Raw genomic sequence first — 19299 nt, forward strand, 5'->3', positions numbered from 1 at the left:
GCAGCCGTGCCTGTGCGAATATGGGTAAGATCATCCCGGTTCTGCTTTCCGGAGGCGTCGGGGCTCGCTTGTGGCCTCTGTCGGATCGAGTGAGGCCCAAGCAGTTCCTGCCCCTGATTGGATCAATGTCTCCCTTTCAGGAGGCTGTTCAGCGTGTTTGTTGCCCGTCGCTGTTCGAAACGCCTTTGATCATCGCTTCTCTCAAACATCAGTCTCTTGTTGCGGAGCAAATCCGTTCGGCAGGTAATGCGGTCTCAAAGATCATTCTTGAGCCTACTGGGCGCAATACTGCTCCAGCGGCTACCATTGCAGCCATGATTGCTGCCCGGACAGATCCTGATGGCATCATGTTGCTGATGCCTACGGATCATTCGATTGCCGATATTGATGAGTTTCGTTCAACAGTAGCAGCAGGGCTAGAGGCCGCCAAAGCAGGCGCTTTCGTACTGTTCGGGATAAGACCCAATGCTCCAAGCACGGGATTCGGCTATGTCCATGTTGGCAAATCCCAGACGGATGGTTCCGCCCCTCGCAAGGTGCTTGCGTTCAAGGAAAAGCCTGATGCGGAGACAGCAGCGGCCTATCTGCGCTCCGGTGAATACCTCTGGAACAGCGGCATTTTTCTGCTTCCAGTCCGTGAATTCCTGGCCGAGATGGAAAGGCTGGAGCCTGGGCTTCTACGGTCATGTGAGATCGCACTTGCATCCTGCGAGACTGATCAGGGCTGCCTTCGTCTCGATGTGCAGGCCTATGCCGAAGTGCCGAGTCTCTCCATCGATCATGCGGTCATGGAGAAGACCGATCGGGCTGTTATCCTGGAGGCACAATTTAGCTGGCGCGATCTCGGGACGTGGTCGGCTCTTTGGGAAGCCAGTGCGAAGAACCAGGACGGTACTGCTGCTCATGGCGAGACCATTCTGTGCGAGACGCGAAATTGCTATGTCCGATCAGAGGGACCGGTGATTGCGGCGCTAGGAATTCAGGACCTCGTAGTGGTGGCGACGCAGGAGATCGTCCTTATCATGGACAAGAGACGTGATCAGGAAATCACGGCGCTCGTCGAACTCCATGAACTGTCCCCGGGGTCTAAGCCTGGTGAAGTCAGGCGCTAAGCGGACCGCAAGAGCTGCGTGTTCTGTGCAGTCTGGTCTTCCAGGATCATGGCAGCGCCCTTCTCGGCAATCATCATCGTTGGCGAGTTCGTGTTGCCGCTGGTGATGGCCGGCATCACGGAGGCGTCGATGACCCGAAGCCCTTCGATACCCCGGACCCGCAGGCGGGAATCTGTGACGGCGAGCGGGTCGTTCTCCGTTCCCATTTTAGCTGTACCGACTGGATGGAAGATTGTGGTTCCGATATCGCGCGCGCCATGAAGTAGTTCTTCGTCGGTCGTCAGATGGGCGCCCGGCCTGTATTCCTGAGGGTTGTATCTTTGCAGAGCTGGCATCGAGACAATCCTTCGCACGAGGCGCAGCGCGTCGACAGCAACCTGCTGATCTTCCAAAGTGGCGAGATAGTTCGGCCTGATCGAGGGAGGAGCCGACGGATCCGGGCTCCTGAGTTTGACGCTGCCGCGGCTGGTCGGGCGGAGGTTGCAGACGCTCGCCGTAAAGGCCGGGAACGGATGAGGCTCCTCTCCAAACTTGTCGAGCGACAGGGGCTGAATGTGAAATTGGAGGTTCGGAGTGGCGTAATCGGGTGAGGAGCGGGTGAAGGCGCCAAGCTGCGATGGCGCCATGGTCAGCGGGCCCCGCCGAAACAGCGCGTATTCCAGTGCCATATAGCCCTTCTTCACCCAGGAGCGATAATCCTCGTTCAGGGTTCGGACTCCCTCGACGCGGTAGATCGGACGAAGCTGGAGATGGTCCTGGAGGTTCTCGCCCACTCCGGGGAGATGATGGAGCACTTCGATGCCGTTTTGCTGCAGCAGGGCACCGTCTCCGATGCCGGAAAGCTGGAGCAGTTTAGGCGAGGCAATGGCGCCCGCCGATAGAATGACCTCGCGCCTTGCCCGGATCTGGCGCAGTTGGCCGTTCTGGAGAAACTCGACACCGACAGCCCGTCGGCCTTCGAAGAGAATGCGCGTGGCATGCGCATGTGTTTCGACCTTCAGGTTCTGGCGTGAGAGCGCCGGTCTGAGGAAGCCTCGGGCGGCGGACCAGCGCCGACCGTTCTTCTGGTTCACGTGAAAGTAGGCCACGCCCTCATTGCTTCCTGTGTTGAAGTCTTCCGTGCGAGGGATGCCAGCTTCGACGGCAGCCTCGATAAAGGAATCCAACAGCTCCCAACGTATGCGCGGCTGATCCACGCGCCACTCGCCACCGGCGCCGTGGTGCTCTCCTTCGCCGAGATAATGGTCCAGGTGCCGACGGAAGATACCCCTGACGTCGTCCCAGCCCCAGCCCTCGAGGCCCATCTGGCGCCAGTTGTCGTAATCCTCGCGCTGCCCTCTCATGTAGATCATGGCATTGATGGCCGAGCATCCGCCAAGGACCTTGCCGCGTGGATAGTTGAGGGCGCGCCCGTTCAATCCGGGCTCTTCCTCTGTCTTGAACATCCAGTCCGCGCGAGGATTGCCGATCGCGAACAGGTAGCCGACGGGAATATGAAACCAGATCCAGTTATCCTTGCCGCCAGCCTCGAGCAGGCAGACGGTATTTCTCGCATCCCTGGATAGCCTGTTGGCGAGAACGCAGCCCGCCGACCCTGCGCCGACGATCACATAATCGTAAAAATCGTTTGCTGACATGGCTAAGCTCAACAGCAGGCGGTCTTTGTGGAATGGCAGGCCCGCAACCGCTCATTCCCAGAGATTCTAACCTGTTTTACGTTTCATGAGGGCCATTATTTCGCCGACGATGCCCCGGCGGAAGACCAGAACGCAAACGACGAAGATGATGCCGATCAGGACCGTGACGGGAAAGTCCGATGCGGCAAGATAGTTCTGCAGGGCAATCACGAGACCTGCGCCCACGGCAGGCCCTATCAAGGTTCCGATTCCGCCGAGCAGCGTCATGAGGATGACCTCCCCCGACATCTGCCATTGGACATCGGTCAAGGTCGCGAACTGGAAGACAATGGCCTTTGTTGCACCTGCGAGCCCTGCCAGAGCGGCCGACATGACGAAGGCGCCGAGCTTGTAGCGGTCGACACGATAGCCGAGAGAAATAGCTCGTCTCTCGTTCTCCCGGATGGCCTGTAGAATGTTCCCGAAAGGAGAATGCACGATGCGCCAGATGGCAAAGAAGCCGAAGAGGAATACGGCCAGGGTAAAGTAATACATGGCCAGTGGCTGATTGAGATCGATGAGGCCGAGGAGGTGTCCGCGAGGAACGCCCTGGATGCCATCCTCACCATGGGTGAACGGTGCCTGCAGGCAGATGAAGGCAAACATCTGCCCGAGGGCGAGCGTGATCATCGCAAAGTAGATGCCCTGCCGGCGAATGGCCAGAAAGCCCACGATGAGGCCGAGAGCGGCAGCGCCTGCTGCGCCGAGCAGAATTCCGGCCAAAGGCTCCCAGCCCCAAACCTTGACGGCGTGAGCCGTGAAGTATGCGGCGCCGCCGAAGAAAGTCGCATGGCCGAACGACAGCAGACCGACATAGCCGATCAGCAGGTTGAACGCGCAGGCGAAGAGCGCAAAGCACAGCACGTTCATCATGAGAACGGGATAGACCGCGAACGGGGCGGCGACGAGAGCCGCAATGGCGACTGCCCCAAAGACCACGGATAAAGCCCGGGGCCGGGGCTGCTCGGCAAGATACTGTGTTCCGACAGCCATGATGTTACTCCTCTCGGCCGAAGAGGCCCGCCGGCCTGACGAGCAGAACGATGGCCATGATGACGAAGATCACGATGCTCGAAGCTTCAGGGTAGAAAACCTTCGTGAGACCCTCGAGGACGCCCAGCACGTAGCCCGTCACGATGGCTCCGAGGATCGAGCCCATGCCGCCCACGACGACGACGGCGAAAACGATGATGATGAGATTCGAGCCCATGAGAGGACTCACCTGATAGATGGGAGCCGCAAGCACGCCTGCGAGAGCGGCAAGTCCAGCACCAAGTCCATAGGTCAAGGTCAGGAGCCGAGGCACGTTCACGCCGAATGCCTGGACCAGAGTCGCGTTCTCCGTCGCGGCCCGCAGGTAGGCGCCGAGACGAGTCTTCTCGATCAGAAGCCACGTGCCAATGCAAATCACCAGCGATGCGACCACCACCCAGCCGCGATAGATGGGCAGGAACATGAAGCCCAGATTGATGCCTCCTGAGAGTTGGGCGGGAGGTGCGTATGGCTTGCCTGCAGCCCCAAACCAGTAGCGGAACATGCCTTCGAAGATGAGGGCCAGCCCGAATGTCAAAAGCAACCCGTAGAGCGGGTCGATGCTGTAGAGCCGGCTCAACATGGTGCGCTCGATCACAACGGCGACCGCGCCGACGATCAGGGGGGCGAGAATCAGGGCCGGCCAGTAGCCGATGCCCGCATAGTTGAGAAGGAGATACGCGGCGAAGGCGCCGAGCATGTACTGGGCGCCGTGGGCGAAGTTGATGACACGCAGCAGACCGAAGATCACGGCCAGGCCAAGGCTTAAAAGAGCATAGAACGATCCGTTGATGAGACCGATCAGGATCTGCCCGTAAAGGGCAGGGGCGGGAATGCCGAAAATTGTGCTCATGCTTCGTTCACACCCCGAGGACTTCGTGGAGCTGATCCATGTTCGCGTCGAGTTGATGGCCCGGGAAGGAGTTCACCATCCGCCCATCCTCCATGAGGTAGAACCGGTCGGCCACCTTGCGGGCGAAACGAAAGTTCTGTTCCACGAGCAAGATCGTCATGCCGCGTTCCTTCAACTCGACCAGTACATCGCCGATGCGCTGCACGATGACAGGGGCAAGGCCTTCCGTCGGCTCGTCGAGGAGCAGGACCCTCGCGCCTGTTCTCAGGATGCGGGCAATGGCCAGCATCTGCTGCTCTCCACCCGACAGCTTCGTGCCCTGGCTCGTGCGGCGCTCATAAAGATTGGGAAAGAGGCGGTATATCTCGTCGACGCTCATGCCGTTATCCGCCACCGCAGGGGGCAGCATGAGATTCTCGGCAACGTTGAGACTGGCAAAAATGCCTCGCTCTTCGGGGACATAGCCGAGACCTGACTGCGCGACACGGTGGAGCGGCAGATTGAGAAGATCCTGCCCCCGGAGCCGAATGACCCCCTCCCGCCGCCGTAGGATCCCCATGATCGCCCGCAGGGTCGTGGTCTTGCCTGCTCCATTGCGACCGAGCAGGGTCACCGTCTCGCCTTCGCGAATGTCGAGGTCGACCCCGTGCAGGACGTGGCTCTCGCCGTACCAGGCGTTAAGCCCGCGAACTTCCAGAAGAGGCGCCTCAGTCATGCTCGGTTCCCATGTAAGCTTCGCGCACACGCGGGTCCGCGCTGACCGTCTCGTAGGATCCGTCGGCAAGGATCTCGCCTCGCGCCAGAACCGTCACTCTGTCGCATAGATCGGCAACGACATTCAGATTGTGCTCGACCATGAGAACCGTCCGGTCCCGGGCGATGCGACGGATCAGATCGGAAATGCGGCCGATATCTTCATGCCCCATGCCGGCCATGGGCTCGTCGAGCAGCAACATGGCAGGGTCGAGAGCAAGTGTTGTTGCGATCTCGAGTGCACGCTTGCGTCCGTAGGACAGCTCAACGGCAGGCAAATGGGCGTAATTCGCGAGGCCGACGGCGTCGATCAAGGCCATGGCTCGCTCGTCCAGGACCGACAGGGCTGAGGACGAGCGCCAGAACTGGGTTGCCAGATTGGACGGGCGCTGGAGGGCGATGCGGACGTTGTCGAGCACCGTCAGATGAGGAAACACCGCCGAGATCTGGAATGACCGGACAAGTCCGAGGCGGGCGACTTCCGCCGGCTTGAGGGGGGTGATGTCACTGCCGCGAAACGTGATTTGCCCTCGGGTCGGCGTCAGGAACTTGGTCAGCAGGTTGAAGACGGTCGTCTTGCCGGCTCCGTTCGGGCCGATAAGGGCGTGCACCGTCCCCTCGTTGACGGCGATGGTGACGTTGTTCACGGCGACAAAGCCGCGAAATTCCATGGTGAGGCCGGTGGCACTCAAAATTGGCTGGGTACTGACCATCGTACGGTCGATCATCTCGCGCAAGATATAGGCGACAGTGGATGAGAACGATGCGCCGGGCAGAAACCCTGCCGCGCGGTGCACCGTAAACGGACGGCGGGGACGGACATGCCGTCCCCGCCGTCTCGCAAGCCTTACTGAGTCAGCTGACAGCCGCTCTCAGCCGCCTTGATGAAGGCCTCGTCGCCGGGCACCTTGGCGAGCTGGGTGTACATGTCCCACTCGCTCTTGCTCTCTCCCGGCTTCTTCACCTGGAAGAGGTACATGTCGTAGACCATGCGGCCGTTGGGAAGAACCTTGCCGTTCTTGGCGAACACGTCCTCGACAGGCATCTCGTGCAGGGCTTTGGCGACCGGCTCCGTCGCATCCGTTCCGGCCTTCTGAATCGCCTTGAGGTACTGCAGCACGGCCGAATAGGTTCCGACATGGATCATGTTCGGCATGCGGCCGGTCTTTTCCATGAACCTCTTGCCGAACGCGCGGTTCTCGTCGCTCTGATCCCAATACCATCCTTCGGTCAGGGTCAGGCCCTGGGCCGCCTGGAGGCCGAGTCCATGGACTTCCGCCAACGTGAAGAGGAGCGCCGCGAGGCGCTGACCGCTCTGCGTCAGGCCGAATTCAGCGGCCTGCTTGATCGCGTTCGACGTATCGAGGCCGGCATTGGCCATGCCAACCACGTTGGCGCCGGAACTCTGCGCCTGGAGCAGGAACGACGAGAAGTCGTTGGCGCTCAAAGGATGCCGCACGGCCCCGAGAACCTCGCCGCCCTTGGATTTCACGAACTTCGAGGTTTCGTTTTCGAGGGAGTAGCCGAAGGCGTAGTCGGCCGTCAGGAAGAACCATTTGTTGCCGCCATTTTCCACCAGCGCTCCGCCGGTGCCGACGGCCAGGGCGTGCGTATCATAGGCCCAGTGGAAGCCGTAGGGGGAACATTGCTTACCGGTCAGGTCGGTGGTTGCGGCGCCGGTGACGATGTTGATTTTTTTCTTGTCCTTTGAGAGGCCCTGAACCGCGAGAGCCACGGACGAAGTCGTCAGCTCCATGATGGCGTCGACGTTCTCGGCGTCATACCATTGCCGCGCGATGCTGGCGGCCACGTCCGGCTTGTTCTGATGGTCGGCGCTGACGATCTCGATCGGAGCGCCCAGAACCTTTCCGCCGAAATCCTGCACCGCCATGCGCGCGGCCTCGACGGAGTACTTTCCTCCGAAATCGGCATAGACACCCGATTGATCGTTCAGGATGCCGATCTTGACGACGCCGTTTGATACCTGCTGCTGCGCATAGGCCGATGAAGCCAGTACGGTGCAGCTTAGGGCGAACAGAACCTTCTTGAGAACTTTCATTGCTTCCTTCCCTTTCACTCTTGGAAGGCTCATGCGTGCCGAGCCTTCTTGTTATGGCGGTATCGTGGAGCCACGATCGAAGATGGTCAAGGAAGATAGGCGACCTATCCCGCTGAGGAATAAGGCGGAGGTTCATCCTAAAGTCGCACGCCGGACCCGGTCCGAGCCTGCGGGGCGAGCCTGAGCCGGGTCATTCTGCGACCATGGGGTAGCCATTGCATTCAGATCAGCCCTGTTCGGTACTGTCCGGCGGTTCACACGGCTTGTTCAAAAGCTTATATGGCATCTCGCCATCCGCCCTTGCTGTGGGCCTCTTCGTGGAGCCACCCAATGACTGTTCATCAAAAACCCGTCGACCGTCGTGTTCTCGATCTGAAGGATCCCTCGCTTCTCGTAAGCAAAGCTTATGTAGCGGGCGAATGGATCGATGCGCCGGACGGCAAGACCATCCCGGTCACGGACCCCTTCGACGGAGCCCTGATCGCCGAGGTGCCCGATCTCGGCCCCGAGGCGGCCCGCCGCGCCATCGACAAAGCCCATGAGGTGCAGAAGGAATGGGCCGCCCGCACGGCCAAGGAGCGCAGCCAGGTTCTCAAGCGCTGGTACGATCTCATCATGGCCAATGCGGACGATCTGGCCCTCATTCTCACCACGGAGCAGGGCAAGCCGCTGGCCGAAGCCAAGGGCGAGGTGGTTTCCAATGCAGCCTATATCGAGTGGTTTGCCGAAGAGGCCAAACGTATCAACGGCGACATTATTCCTCAGGCGCGTGGCGATCAGCGCATCGTCGTCCTGAAGCAGCCCGTCGGCGTCTGCGCTGCGATCACGCCCTGGAACTTCCCTAACGGCATGATCACCCGCAAGGCTGGTCCCGCTCTGGCCGCCGGTTGCACCATGGTCCTCAAACCGGCTGCACAGACACCGCTCTCGGCCTTCGCGCTCGCCGTCCTGGCGGAGCGGGCGGGGGTCCCGAAGGGAGCCTTTTCCGTTGTGACGGGCGACGCTCAGCCGATCGGCAAGGAATTCTGCCATAATCCGAAGGTCGCCAAGATCACGTTCACGGGCTCGACCAATGTGGGCCGCTGGCTGATGAAGGAGGCCGGAGACAGCATCAAGCGCCTGTCGCTGGAACTCGGCGGAAATGCGCCGTTCATCGTCTTCGACGATGCCGATCTCGATGCGGCGGTCGAGGGGGCGATGATCTCGAAGTTCCGCAATGCGGGTCAGACCTGCGTCTGCGCCAACCGAATCTATGTGCAGGAGGGCGTGGCGGACGCCTTTGCCGAGAAGCTGGTCGCCAAGGCGAAGGAGTTGCGGCTGGGGCGCGGCACGGAGACCGGCGTGAGCATGGGCCCCCTCATCGACGATCGCGCCGTCGCCAAGATGGAGGAGCATGTGGCCGACGCCCTCGCCAAGGGCGGCAAGCTCATTGCCGGCGGCAAGCGGTCCGATCTCGGCAGCACGTTCTTCGAGCCGACCGTGATGACGGGCATCACCCAGTCCATGAAGGTGGCCAAGGAGGAGACCTTCGCACCCTTGGCGCCCATCATCCGCTTCAAGGATGAGGCGGACGTGATCGCCATGGCCAACGACACGGAATTCGGCCTCGCGTCGTATTTCTATGCCAAGGACATGGCGCGGGTCTGGCGTGTCGCAGAGGCGTTGGAGAGCGGCATGGTCGGCGTCAACACGGGGCTCATCGCCAATGAGATGGCGCCCTTCGGCGGTGTGAAACAGTCCGGCCTGGGGCGTGAGGGCTCCAGGTACGGGATCGAAGGGTTCCTCGAACTCAAGTACATCTGCCTGAGCGGCATTTGAGCCATGAGGGGCCCGGTGGAGCGATCCACCGGGCCTTTCAATTCTGGGTGGAGGCGCTCCCGATGCTCACTCCGCCAGCGTCATCGCGATAGGCTGATGGTCGGAGGCCGTCGTCTCCACATCGACGCGGACATCGGCGATCTGATCGGCGATGTCCTCGGAAACGAAGATGAAGTCGCGGCAATGGGGTCCTTGAGGCCATTGCTGGGCGTCGCCCACGCCGGCCGTCGGAGCATGCGGGGCGTTTCCGTGGCGGACGGTCCAGGCATCGACGAAGGAAGAAATATCCGCTGCGATCGGCATCTGCATGCGGGCATAGAGATCGTCTTCCGGGACCAGATTGAAGTCGCCGCAGATGATCGCCCCGACGGGCGCCGCAAGCGTGCGGTAGGGGCCGCTTGAGGTGTCGCGGAACGACAACCGATCTCTCCGCGTGCTCTCGGCATGCAGCTCCCTCATCCGCTCCACCTGCGCGGCCCGTTGGGCCGTGGAGTGGAACTCCAAATGGCATGTCGTGATCCGGACCGGGCCTGACTTAGCGGCAACGGTGACTTCCAATGCCTGACGCTGCATGCTCCTGACCTCGTCCGCAGGCCACGGCAGCATGTGACTGGTGACCTGCAGCACCGGCAGGCGCGAGAGGATCATATTGCCGAAGACCTGGGGAACGCCGTTCTTGTCGAACATCTCGACCGCAGGACGGAAGACGGGAGTGTAGCCGGGAAGGAGGTCCGCCAAGATCCCGGGCTGGTCCTCGCCCCCGTCCTGAGATGGGAAGCCACGCGAGATCTCCTGAAAGCAGAACACATCCGCATCGCAGAGCGAGCGCGCCGTAGCGACGATCCGGCTCAGATCGACTTTGCCATCGCAGCCCAGGCCCCATTGAATATTCCAGGTCACGAGTTTCATCAGAACCATCCTGCGATTGCGGCTTCGATTTATTTCGCACCTCCTGCAAGCATTCAGGCGGAGTCTTTCCGCTGCTTGGCCTGCAGCAGGAAGGCTGCGAGTTCGGCAAAGCCGTCGCCCGAATGTCCTTGCGTGATGTAGGCGGGCTTGTTCTTCAGTCGATGCGCGAAGGTGTGGACGTTGGCGACCCCAACGCTCAGGGGAAAGGCTGCGAACATGGGCTCGTCGTTGGGCGAATCCCCTGCAAAGACCACGCTTTCCTGTGCCTCGTGCCAGCCGATGCCGAAAACCTCGGCCAAGAGAGTCTTTGCCATGCTGAGCTTGTCATAGGCCCCGAACCAACCGTTGACATGAATGGAACTGACCTTCGCCTGTGCCCCGGCCCTTTCGAAGATGGCGACGATCCTGTCCACTTCCGTTTCCGGCAGGGCCGGTACATCCTCGCAAAAGTCGATGGCGAGATCGGCCACCCGATAGGCCTGGTCGCTGGCAAGGGCGGAGCCGGGAACCGTAGTGAGGACCTCCCGTTCGATCTCGCTCAACCGGACACGGTTCTGCTTCAGTTCCTGCGGCTGAGCCCAGAAGTGCTGGTGCATCTTCTTCCGGTGACGGTCGTATCTGAAATAGAACGCGCCGTTCTCGCCGACCACGGCATCCACCGGCCACATGCGGGCGATATGATCGCACCAGCCCGCCGGCCGTCCCGTCACGGGCACGACCGTGAAGCCTGCACGGTGCAGCGCCTCGAGCGCGCCGTAGGCGGAGGCCGTCAGCACTCCTTCCGTCGTGATCGTATCGTCGATATCCGTCAGGACGACACGGACGGCGCGCGCCTGCTCGAGCGGAAACTGCGAGAGGGGTTTCAACGCTCGGCCCCTTTGGATCCGGAGACGTGGCAGAAGGGGAGCAACTTGCGCATAGATAGGCATCCTGAACGGGAATTCCGAGATTTGCCGCGAACGTAGAAGGCGGGTTTCGGCAGATCAAGCAGGGTTGTCGGGACCAAGTCGATTTTCTCCGGCCCTGGTGCTTATATGGTCAGGATCACGAGACGTTTCGGGTTTTCGGCAGCGTACAAGGACAGGGATATGGGGATTGAAAGGACGGTGTTCGGCGCCATCGAGGGGCGGCCTGTCGAGGCCTACCGGCTTGAGAGCGGTGTTCTGCGTGCGCGCGTCATCACCTACGGGGCAATCCTCAGCGAACTGCACGTTCCAGATCGTACCGGCCGCATGGACGACGTTGTGCTCGGCTATGATGATCTGCCGTCCTACCTCCAGTATCGCGGCTCCGCCGGCGCTATCTGCGGGCGCTACGCCAACAGGATCGCCCTGGGGCGGTTCCCGCTTGATGGGGAACTGTACTCGCTCTCCGTCAACGAAGCTCCCAATCACATCCACGGCGGGTTCCGAGGGTTCAACAAGCAGATCTGGACTGCGGAGCCTGACACGGAAGGCAATGCAATTCGCCTGACCTTGGACAGCCCGGACGGGGACGAGGGTTATCCCGGACGCGTGGCCGCATCCGTCACCTACCGCCTGACCGATGAGCCTGCCCTGGAGATCGTCCTGGAGGCGACGACCGATCGGCCGACGATCATCAACTTGGTCTACCATGGCTATTGGAATCTGGCAGGCCACAGCTCAGGCAGCATCCGCGATCAGCATCTCCTCATCGAGGCCGACCACTACACGCCAGTGGGTCCCGGCAAGATCCCGACCGGCGAGATTGCCCCCGTAGCCGGTACGGCGTTCGACTTCAGGAATGAAAGGCCGATCGGCCTGGCCATCGACGACACATCCCAGTTGCCCGAGGCCGGTTACGATCACAACTTCTGTCTCCGGGGGGAGAACGGAAAACTTCGCCGTGCAGCGCGTGCCGTAGACCCGGGTACTGGGCGAGGATTGGAGATCTGGACGGATCGACCCGGCGTCCAGTTCTACACCGCCAATCACTTCGAGAAGACGCCTGCGATCGGGAAGGGCGGGGCCGTCTACGGCAAGCATGCCGGGTTCGCGCTCGAGACGCAGGTCTATCCCAACTCTCCCAACGAGCCGCATTTTCCCAATGCCATCCTCAGGCCGGGCGAGACCTATCGGCATGTCATGCGCGTGCCGTTCTTCACGTCCTGATTTCCTCCCGATGAAAGCCCTGCAAAGGAACGCCATGCCGAACGATTCCGAGATCCTCCATGCGCTGTTCAAGGCGGCACTGAGCGCTGCACTACCGGACGGGAAGTTCGACGGTCGGCTGCCGCCGAAGCCGAAGGGGCGAACCATCGTCGTCGGGGCAGGAAAGGCGTCCGCACGCATGGCTGCGGCCTTCGAGCAGGCCTGGACTCGCACGGGAGCAGGCTGCGAGGGATTGGTCGTCACGCGATACGGGCACGCGGTGCCGACCACCTCCATCGAGGTCGTCGAGGCCTCTCATCCGGTCCCGGACGAGGCGGGACTGAATGCTGCAGGACGCATTCTGCAGCTTGCCGAGAATGCCGGCCCCGAGGATCTCGTGGTCGCTCTCGTCTCTGGCGGGGCCTCGGCGCTCCTTTCTCTCCCGGCAGAGGGGGTGACGCTTGCCGACAAGCAGGCGCTGAACCGGGCGCTCCTGAAGTCGGGCGCCCCCATCGGCGAGATGAACCTGGTGCGCAAGTCCCTTTCGGCCATCAAGGGAGGGCGGCTTGCGGCAAGCGCCGGCAGGGCGCAACTCGTGACGTACCTGATCTCCGACGTACCGGGAGACGATCCGTCCAGCATCGGTTCGGGGCCGACCATTCCCGAGACAGTCGATCCCGAAACGGCTCTTTCGATCCTGCGCAAATACGACATCGATGTACCGCCGCACATAGCCGCAGCCATCAAGGCCAATGCGGTGCATCGTCCTGCCGCAGGCGGCCCGGTGCACATGCTTGCCACGCCGAAGATGGCCCTGGACGCTGCAGCGGCGAAGGCGCGCGAATTCGGGCTCAATCCCCTTGTGCTCGGAGATGCCATAGAGGGGGAGGCGCGGGAGGTGGGGCGCGTGATGGCGGGCATCGCGCATTCCGTCCTGCAGCACGATGAGCCGATTGCTCGCCCCTGCGTTCTCCTCTCGGGCGGAGAGACGACGGTGACGGTCCGCGGCCAGGGGCGGGGCGGGCGCAACGCCGAGTTCCTGCTGGCTCTGGCGCTTGCGCTGAAGGGAGAATGGAGCGTGTCAGCGATGGCATGCGATACGGATGGGATCGACGGATCGGAAGACAATGCCGGAGCGTGGTTCGACGCATCCCTCCTCCCGATTGCGCGGGAGAAAGGGATCGATCTGACATCCCTTCTTGCGGGCAATGATGCTTACACCGCGTTCGAACGGCTCGAGCGGCTTGTGGTGACGGGGCCGACGCTTACGAATGTGAATGATTTTCGGGCCATCCTCATTCGCTAGCAGGAGGGTTGCGGAGCGTCCTTCCGACTTTGCTTCATATGTCGGCGCCGAGATCAACGGGAGACCCGTCGGGGAGGATGAGAGCAACGGTCGTTCCTGCTCCCTCCTTGCTGTCGAGCCTCACGCTTCCCCCGTGCAGCTTGAGAATGTGCCAAACGAGACTCAGTCCCAGCCCTGTTCCGGGCATGTGCTTGACGTTCCGCCCCCGGAAAAAGGGCTGCATGAGGTAGGGGAGATCCCCTTCCGGAACGCCCATCCCCTGGTCGGTGACCTCAATCATGATGTTTCCGTCGCGCTTGCGGCTCCTGACGATGATCGGGCAGTCCACCGGCGAGTACTTCATGGCGTTCGACAGAATGATGGCGAGCGCCTGCTCCAGAAGGACCGGATCGCCGACGAAGACGTCGGGAAGGTCCTGAAGGTCGGTTTGAAAGGGTCTGCTCAGCTCCTGGTTGCGATGCTCCTGGCAGACCCGCCGCACGAGGTTCTCGAGGTTGAACAGGTTGAGACTGGGTGTCAGGGCCCCCGAATTGATCCGGGTATAGGACATGATCGTTTCGATCAATTCTTGGAGGCGCAGGCTTGCACGCCAGATCTTTTCCGACCGCTCCTGAACGTCCTCCGTGCTGAGGCGGTTGGCCCGCCTCATCAGGCCCTGGGCGAGCGTGGAGATTGTCGATAGCGGAGTCATGAGCTGGTGCGCGAGCAGGGACATGCGGTCGAGATGCCGGGAGGGGTCCCGCCGAGCTTCGTTGCCGGGGGGCGTCTTGTTCGGTCGCGGGTGCTTCTCAGGGGGCGTCTTGGACTCGGGCAAGGGATCAGGGCTCAACGTTACATAAGGATATAACGTTTTTATGTCGCTCCCTCGGTTTGTGTAGAGCCTACGAGACGACAGGTGCGGGAGGGCACGCGCCTGAGGTCGAGGAGCGAGAGGTGCCAGCCTCCCCAGCTTGTCTGTAGCGAGCGGAACGCTGCCGGAAGTAGCGCTGGTCCTTATCTGTTGTAACTGTTGCGCTTTTTGGGTGCCGGCCAGGCGGAAAGGGATGTAATCGGCTCGCCTCGTAGGCGAAGTGGCGTGATTTTCTCTACCGATAGTTTTCCGAAACCCTTGCTCTTCTCAAACGTTCCCCTTCGGGTGCTTCGACTATTTGAGGAGAATGATGATGGATAACGATCGCGTCGAAGGCAGCATGAAGAACGTCAAGGGCAAGATGAAGGAAGGTCTCGGCAAGGCCACGGGCGATTCCAAGATGGAATCCGAGGGCAAGATGGATAAGGCCGAAGGCAAGATCCAGAACACCATCGGCGGCATCAAGGATTCCTTCCGCCAGAACAACGATTGATCCGGCGGATCAATCTGCGGATAGGCCCGGCTTCAGGCTGGGCCTTTTGCGTTCTCAGGCCTCCTTACGGATCAGGAAGACCAAGCTGGGGCCGTCCTGTCTCTGATCTTCGATAATGTCACCCGTCTCTCGGACAAGGTTGGGCAGATCGATGGACGACAGAGGATCCGTGGCCACGACGAGGAGCTTCTCGCCGGGCTGCAGCCCGCGGAGGGCCTTGCGGGTTCGCAGAACCGGGAGCGGACATTTCAGGCCTGAAAGATCGAGTTCTATCATGCGGAACCTCGGTGGCCGCTACGTAGACGGCGACGGGGCGTTCTAGCGGCTGTCCGCATCCCCGACAACTCGCTCTGCCTCTGCGAGATCGGCTGCAGTGTTGATGTTGAAGAATGGGTCGGCCGCTTCGATGTTCCACTCGGCGCGGGCTGCACCATGCGTGCCCGCCCATTCTCGTATGCTCTGCAGCTTCCTGGCGACGAGGGCGTCGCGGAGATCCTCCCGCAGGTCCACGGGCCACAATCCGACAGCGTAGTGGGTGCGTGGTCCGGATGAGGCCCAGGCAATGGAGGTGCCGGCTGCGGCCCGCGCTTGGTGCAGGCGTGACACGAGGTCTTCCGGTATGAAGGGCGTGTCGCAGGGGACGCTTGCCACCCATTCAATTCCAGGCTTGGCGGTTGCCGCCCATTCGAGGGCGGCCAGGAGGCCGGCAAGCGGGCCCGGATTGCCGGGGACCGGGTCCGGCACGACCGGCCGACCCAGTCTCTCGAAGCGTTCAGGGTTACCGTTCGCATTGATGACGACCTCATCGCATTGGGGGCTGAGGCGTTCAAGCACATGGTTCAGGAGAGGGCGGCCCCGGAGCAGTTGAAGCGACTTGTCAGCGCCCTCCATTCGCCGTGCGAGGCCTCCGGCCAGGACGACACCGAGAGTCGGGGGATAGACCTGCGGCACGCCCTCCGCCATCACTCGATGACGATGCGGGGAGCCGGCCTCGCCGGGGCGCCGCCGGACAGCGCCGCCCAGATCTGTCCCGCCATGTCTTTGTAGATCCTGGCGTGCGGGCCTTCGGGATCGGTCGCGACCACGGGGCGTCCCGCATCGGACAATTCGCGGATCGACATGTTGAGCGGCACTTCGCCCAGGAAGGGTACGCCCAGACGCTCGGCCTCCGATCGCGCCCCTCCGTGGCCGAAGATGTGCGAACTCTGCCCGCAATGGGGGCACACGAAGGTGGCCATGTTCTCCACGATGCCGAGGATGGGGATCTCGACCCGCTTGAACATGGAAACGCCACGCCTGGCGTCGATCAGGGCCAGGTCCTGCGGGGTGGACACGATCACCGCGCCGGCCAGAGGGGTCGCCTGCGCCATGGTCAGTTGCGCATCCCCGGTGCCGGGGGGCATGTCGACCACGAGCACGTCCAGATCGTCCCAGGCGACCTCGCGCAGCATCTGCGTGATCGCCGACATCACCATGGGGCCGCGCCAGATCATGGCCGCCTCCTCGTCGACCAGGAAGCCGATCGACATCAGCTTGATGCCATAGGCTTCCATCGGTTCGAGGATGCGGCCCTCCAGGAGCTGCGGCTTTCCGTGAACGCCGAACAGCTTCGGCATGGAAGGGCCATAGATGTCCGCATCCAGAAGGCCCACCTTCAGCCCGAGAGCCTTGAGCCCGAGCGCCAGATTGCAGGCGGTGGTGGACTTGCCCACGCCCCCTTTTCCAGAGGCGACGGCAATCACATGCTTGACGCCCGGGATGCGTTGCGTCCTGGGTTGGGCGGCCGCCTGAGGACGCCGGGGCGCCGCGGCGGAGGGAGTTCCCGCTCCAGCGCCGCCAGGGCGGTCCGCGGTAAGGCTGGCGAAGACGCCTTTCACCCCGGGAAGTCCCTGAACGGCGGCCTCCGCGGCCTGGCGCACCCGTTCCATGCCGGCCGCCTCGGACGGGTCGATCGCGATCGAGAACATGACGCGAGCCGCATCGTCGACCACGATGTCGGACAGGCGGCCGGAAGCCACCAGGCTCGTCCCGCCCGCATCGACAGGAATGGTCGAGAGCGCCTGAAGCACATGTTCACGGGTAATTGCCACGATGGAGCCTCCTGCACCGGATCTCGGGATGTCTGCCCGTCATGTATAGCCTGTGCACTCCTGCGTTAAGGCATAAGCGTTCACGCGTGCACGATATCCCGAACCAAAGCGCACCTTGTCCGTTGTTCACCGTGTCCCTTGGAAGTCGGTCTGATCCGGCCGGCGGCCCACGCCGTTGCCTGGCGGGGCTAAGTGGAATTCCCCAATCCGCTGCTGCCGTCCCGAGGGCCTGTGACGAGATCGAGGAGACAAAGATGCACCAACACGGCCATAACGATCCCAACGCGAAGAAGCTCTACGAGCTGATCAAGGACGTGAAGATCGCCATGATGACCACCGTCGATACCGACGGCACTCTCCACAGCCGGCCCATGCACAGCCAGGAAGCCGACGAGCATGGAGATCTCTGGTTCTTCACGCAGATCCAGTCTCCCAAGATCACGGAAGTCTCCCGGGACAACGAGGTCAATCTCGCCTATTCCGACCCGAGCAGTCAGACCTACGTCTCCGTGTCGGGGAAAGCGGAGGTCGTCCGGGACCGCGCGAAGATCGAGGAAAAGTGGTCGGAGCCCCTGCGGGCGTGGTTTCCGGAAGGTGTCGACGACCCGCAGATCGCCCTGATCCGCGTCCACCCGGTCAAGGGCGAGTACTGGGACAGCCCCTCGTCCACCCTGGTTCACCTGTATGGCTACGCCAAAGCTGCCGTAACCGGCCAGCAGCCGGATCCGGGCGATCAGGCGAAAGTCAATCTGCGCTGATATCGGTAGATAGATCTCGAAAGAACTGGGGCCGCCTCGCGGCCCCTTTTCATTTCAGTCTTTCGTCGTTTCATAAGCTTAAGTATAGTGGAATCAGTAGAGTGAACTGCGCAGAAAGATTACGGATCGAACGATAATAACGGTGCTTGAGGGGGCGAACCCGGGGAGGGAACGATGAAAGCCATCTGGCTTGCCGCCGTCTCGACAGTTGCTCTTGCGTCCCAAGTTCTCGCTCAGCCTGCTGCCCAATCGCCGACGAGCAATCTCGAAAAGCTCTCATCCTTCCAGAGTACTGGAACGGTGGAGCCCAAGCCCATTCCACAGGAAGGGCGCCGCGCCGACGCCATTCGGCGCAATCTGGAAAAGATCAAGCTGCCTGAAGGCTTCAAGATCGACCTCTATGCGCTCGTGCCCGACGCACGCCACATGGCAGTCGGTCCTTCGACTGGCGTCGTGTTCGTCGGCACGCGCAAGAACAACGTCTATGTCGCCACCGATCGCGACAAGGACAGGGTGGCCGACGAGGTCAAGCAGTTTGCTCCATCCGTCGCCTTCAAGATTCCGAACGGCGTCTGTTTTTCGCGCGATGGCATCCTGTACGTCGCTGAGCAGAACCGCGTGCTGCAGTTTCCGGCAGCTGAATTCTTCTACGAGGGCCCCGACGTGGCTGCTTTCGTGGTCGCCAAGCAGGGGGATCTCATTCCCGCAGCCGAGGAAAGCTACAATCACACCGCAAGGGTGTGCCGGGTCGGACCGGACAACAAGCTCTACATCGCTCTTGGTCAGCCGTTCAACGTGCCGCCCAAGGACAAGATGGACCTCTACAAGCGCACGGGCATAGGCGGCATCGTCCGCATGGACCAGGATGGCAAGAACAAGGAGGTTTACGCCACCGGTATTCGCAATTCCGTCGGAATGGATTTCAACCCGAGCGACAAGACCTTGTGGTTCACCGACAACCAAGTTGACGGCATGGGCGACGATCAGCCGCCCGGAGAGGTCAACCGGATCACCGAGATGGGACAGGATTTCGGCTTTCCCTATTACGGCGGCGGTGCCATCCGGACAGTCGAGTACAAGGACGACCCGATACCCTCGGGTGTCGTCGCGCCCCAGGTCGAGATGACGGCTCATGCGGCCGATCTCGGGATGGTGTTCTATACCGGGAAAATGTTCCCTCAACAGTATCAGGGCGGCATCTTCTCGGCGCAGCATGGATCGTGGAACCGCACGACTCCTGTCGGTGCCCGGGTCATGTTTACGCCTGCGAAGCCGGATGGCACGGCCGACGAGCCCCGGGTTTTCGCTGAAGGCTGGCTCACGGAAAACGGCGAGTATCTCGGAAGGCCCGTCGACGTCGCCACTCTGCCCGACGGCTCGCTCCTGGTGTCCGACGACACGGCCGGAGCGATCTATCGCATCTCCTACGAGAACCAGTAACCGATCTCCTGGCAGGCATGCTGTGTAGGCATGCCTGCT

19 protein-coding genes are annotated in these 19299 nt (G+C 61.7%); 7 read left to right on the forward strand and 12 right to left on the reverse strand.

All coding sequences use genetic code 11. The features are described 5' to 3' along the window. Positions 1 to 20: 20 nt before the first annotated feature. Complete coding sequence (locus tag ACFOYU_RS08925; RefSeq protein ID WP_377033256.1) at positions 21 to 1112, forward strand: mannose-1-phosphate guanylyltransferase/mannose-6-phosphate isomerase; 1092 nt, start codon at positions 21 to 23, stop codon at positions 1110 to 1112. Here ACFOYU_RS08925 and ACFOYU_RS08930 read toward each other — a convergent pair. The 6 genes from ACFOYU_RS08930 to ACFOYU_RS08955 form a co-directional block, all read right to left on the reverse strand. Further along, positions 1109 to 2749 (reverse strand): GMC family oxidoreductase, encoded by a 1641-nt coding sequence (locus tag ACFOYU_RS08930; protein WP_377033257.1) that lies wholly within the window; start codon positions 2747 to 2749, stop codon positions 1109 to 1111. The genes ACFOYU_RS08925 and ACFOYU_RS08930 overlap by 4 nt on opposite strands. Positions 2750 to 2815: 66 nt before the next feature. Continuing rightward, positions 2816 to 3781, reverse strand: a complete 966-nt coding sequence (locus ACFOYU_RS08935) for a branched-chain amino acid ABC transporter permease (RefSeq protein WP_226736528.1) — start codon at positions 3779 to 3781, stop codon at positions 2816 to 2818. Between the two features lie 4 nt (positions 3782 to 3785). Beyond that, the gene (locus tag ACFOYU_RS08940) at positions 3786 to 4673 is read right to left on the reverse strand and encodes a branched-chain amino acid ABC transporter permease (protein WP_226736526.1); all 888 of its coding nucleotides are present in this window, start codon (positions 4671 to 4673) and stop codon (positions 3786 to 3788) included. A gap of 7 nt (positions 4674 to 4680) precedes the next feature. Further along, complete coding sequence (locus ACFOYU_RS08945) at positions 4681 to 5388, reverse strand: ABC transporter ATP-binding protein (protein ID WP_226736525.1); 708 nt, start codon at positions 5386 to 5388, stop codon at positions 4681 to 4683. Next, entirely contained in the window at positions 5381 to 6139 is a 759-nt protein-coding gene (locus ACFOYU_RS08950) for an ABC transporter ATP-binding protein (RefSeq protein ID WP_226736523.1), read from the reverse strand. Before ACFOYU_RS08950 ends, ACFOYU_RS08945 begins: the two co-directional genes overlap by 8 nt. A gap of 134 nt (positions 6140 to 6273) precedes the next feature. Beyond that, on the reverse strand, positions 6274 to 7485 hold the full coding sequence (locus ACFOYU_RS08955; protein ID WP_226736521.1) for an ABC transporter substrate-binding protein: 1212 nt from the start codon (positions 7483 to 7485) through the stop codon (positions 6274 to 6276). A 330-nt stretch (positions 7486 to 7815) separates the two neighbouring features. Here ACFOYU_RS08955 and ACFOYU_RS08960 point away from each other — a divergent pair, with 330 nt between their 5' ends. Further along, positions 7816 to 9303 carry an NAD-dependent succinate-semialdehyde dehydrogenase gene (locus ACFOYU_RS08960; protein WP_377033258.1) on the forward strand — a complete coding sequence of 496 codons (1488 nt, stop codon included), beginning with the start codon at positions 7816 to 7818 and terminating at the stop codon, positions 9301 to 9303. A gap of 66 nt (positions 9304 to 9369) precedes the next feature. On the opposite strand, the gene ACFOYU_RS08965 is transcribed toward ACFOYU_RS08960, so the two are convergent. Both ACFOYU_RS08965 and ACFOYU_RS08970 read right to left on the reverse strand, forming a co-directional pair. Then, the gene (locus tag ACFOYU_RS08965) at positions 9370 to 10212 is read right to left on the reverse strand and encodes an endonuclease/exonuclease/phosphatase family protein (protein WP_377033259.1); all 843 of its coding nucleotides are present in this window, start codon (positions 10210 to 10212) and stop codon (positions 9370 to 9372) included. A gap of 53 nt (positions 10213 to 10265) precedes the next feature. After that, positions 10266 to 11078, reverse strand: coding sequence for an HAD family hydrolase (locus tag ACFOYU_RS08970; protein WP_377033260.1), 813 nt, complete (start codon positions 11076 to 11078; stop codon positions 10266 to 10268). A 222-nt stretch (positions 11079 to 11300) separates the two neighbouring features. On the opposite strand from ACFOYU_RS08970, the gene ACFOYU_RS08975 reads away from it, so the two are divergent. Further along, positions 11301 to 12344 carry an aldose epimerase family protein gene (locus ACFOYU_RS08975; protein ID WP_377033261.1) on the forward strand — a complete coding sequence of 348 codons (1044 nt, stop codon included), beginning with the start codon at positions 11301 to 11303 and terminating at the stop codon, positions 12342 to 12344. 34 nt (positions 12345 to 12378) lie between these two features. Continuing rightward, positions 12379 to 13629 (forward strand): glycerate kinase, encoded by a 1251-nt coding sequence (locus ACFOYU_RS08980; protein WP_377033262.1) that lies wholly within the window; start codon positions 12379 to 12381, stop codon positions 13627 to 13629. A 34-nt stretch (positions 13630 to 13663) separates the two neighbouring features. On the opposite strand, the gene ACFOYU_RS08985 is transcribed toward ACFOYU_RS08980, so the two are convergent. Continuing rightward, on the reverse strand, positions 13664 to 14443 hold the full coding sequence (locus ACFOYU_RS08985) for a sensor histidine kinase KdpD (RefSeq protein WP_226736510.1): 780 nt from the start codon (positions 14441 to 14443) through the stop codon (positions 13664 to 13666). A 349-nt stretch (positions 14444 to 14792) separates the two neighbouring features. Between ACFOYU_RS08985 and ACFOYU_RS08990 the strand changes: the two genes are divergently transcribed. Beyond that, positions 14793 to 14972, forward strand: a complete 180-nt coding sequence (locus tag ACFOYU_RS08990; protein ID WP_226736508.1) for a CsbD family protein — start codon at positions 14793 to 14795, stop codon at positions 14970 to 14972. Positions 14973 to 15026: 54 nt separating this feature from the next. Here ACFOYU_RS08990 and ACFOYU_RS08995 read toward each other — a convergent pair whose 3' ends face one another. From ACFOYU_RS08995 to ACFOYU_RS09005, 3 genes are read right to left on the reverse strand one after another with little or no spacing between them, the layout of a single operon-like run. After that, the gene (locus ACFOYU_RS08995) at positions 15027 to 15248 is read right to left on the reverse strand and encodes a sulfurtransferase TusA family protein (protein WP_226736506.1); all 222 of its coding nucleotides are present in this window, start codon (positions 15246 to 15248) and stop codon (positions 15027 to 15029) included. A 42-nt stretch (positions 15249 to 15290) separates the two neighbouring features. Beyond that, positions 15291 to 15935, reverse strand: a complete 645-nt coding sequence (gene mobA / locus ACFOYU_RS09000; RefSeq protein WP_377033345.1) for a molybdenum cofactor guanylyltransferase MobA — start codon at positions 15933 to 15935, stop codon at positions 15291 to 15293. Further along, positions 15935 to 17062, reverse strand: coding sequence for a P-loop NTPase (locus ACFOYU_RS09005; RefSeq protein WP_377033263.1), 1128 nt, complete (start codon positions 17060 to 17062; stop codon positions 15935 to 15937). Before ACFOYU_RS09005 ends, mobA begins: the two co-directional genes overlap by 1 nt. Before the next feature lie 254 nt (positions 17063 to 17316). On the opposite strand from ACFOYU_RS09005, the gene ACFOYU_RS09010 reads away from it, so the two are divergent. Both ACFOYU_RS09010 and ACFOYU_RS09015 read left to right on the forward strand, forming a co-directional pair. Next, on the forward strand, positions 17317 to 17820 hold the full coding sequence (locus ACFOYU_RS09010) for a pyridoxamine 5'-phosphate oxidase family protein (RefSeq protein ID WP_226736502.1): 504 nt from the start codon (positions 17317 to 17319) through the stop codon (positions 17818 to 17820). A gap of 174 nt (positions 17821 to 17994) precedes the next feature. Beyond that, positions 17995 to 19260, forward strand: a complete 1266-nt coding sequence (locus tag ACFOYU_RS09015) for a PQQ-dependent sugar dehydrogenase (RefSeq protein WP_377033264.1) — start codon at positions 17995 to 17997, stop codon at positions 19258 to 19260. The last annotated feature ends 39 nt before the right edge of the window (positions 19261 to 19299 follow it).

Origin of the sequence: Microvirga sp. GCM10011540 (assembly GCF_042650665.1) — a bacterium.
GTDB lineage: Bacteria > Pseudomonadota > Alphaproteobacteria > Rhizobiales > Beijerinckiaceae > Microvirga > Microvirga lenta.

Coding starts and splice junctions, on each gene's coding strand:
- ACFOYU_RS08950 (WP_226736523.1), bottom strand. CDS start 6,139: ATGGTCAGTACCCAGCCAATTTTGAGTGCCACCGGCCTCACCATGGAA.
- ACFOYU_RS08995 (WP_226736506.1), bottom strand. CDS start 15,248: ATGATAGAACTCGATCTTTCAGGCCTGAAATGTCCGCTCCCGGTTCTG.
- ACFOYU_RS08960 (WP_377033258.1), top strand. CDS start 7,816: ATGACTGTTCATCAAAAACCCGTCGACCGTCGTGTTCTCGATCTGAAG.
- ACFOYU_RS08955 (WP_226736521.1), bottom strand. CDS start 7,485: ATGAAAGTTCTCAAGAAGGTTCTGTTCGCCCTAAGCTGCACCGTACTG.
- ACFOYU_RS09010 (WP_226736502.1), top strand. CDS start 17,317: ATGCACCAACACGGCCATAACGATCCCAACGCGAAGAAGCTCTACGAG.
- ACFOYU_RS08945 (WP_226736525.1), bottom strand. CDS start 5,388: ATGACTGAGGCGCCTCTTCTGGAAGTTCGCGGGCTTAACGCCTGGTAC.
- ACFOYU_RS08930 (WP_377033257.1), bottom strand. CDS start 2,749: ATGTCAGCAAACGATTTTTACGATTATGTGATCGTCGGCGCAGGGTCG.
- mobA (WP_377033345.1), bottom strand. CDS start 15,935: ATGGCGGAGGGCGTGCCGCAGGTCTATCCCCCGACTCTCGGTGTCGTC.
- ACFOYU_RS08925 (WP_377033256.1), top strand. CDS start 21: ATGGGTAAGATCATCCCGGTTCTGCTTTCCGGAGGCGTCGGGGCTCGC.
- ACFOYU_RS08980 (WP_377033262.1), top strand. CDS start 12,379: ATGCCGAACGATTCCGAGATCCTCCATGCGCTGTTCAAGGCGGCACTG.
- ACFOYU_RS08975 (WP_377033261.1), top strand. CDS start 11,301: ATGGGGATTGAAAGGACGGTGTTCGGCGCCATCGAGGGGCGGCCTGTC.
- ACFOYU_RS08935 (WP_226736528.1), bottom strand. CDS start 3,781: ATGGCTGTCGGAACACAGTATCTTGCCGAGCAGCCCCGGCCCCGGGCT.
- ACFOYU_RS08940 (WP_226736526.1), bottom strand. CDS start 4,673: ATGAGCACAATTTTCGGCATTCCCGCCCCTGCCCTTTACGGGCAGATC.
- ACFOYU_RS09015 (WP_377033264.1), top strand. CDS start 17,995: ATGAAAGCCATCTGGCTTGCCGCCGTCTCGACAGTTGCTCTTGCGTCC.
- ACFOYU_RS08990 (WP_226736508.1), top strand. CDS start 14,793: ATGGATAACGATCGCGTCGAAGGCAGCATGAAGAACGTCAAGGGCAAG.
- ACFOYU_RS08965 (WP_377033259.1), bottom strand. CDS start 10,212: ATGAAACTCGTGACCTGGAATATTCAATGGGGCCTGGGCTGCGATGGC.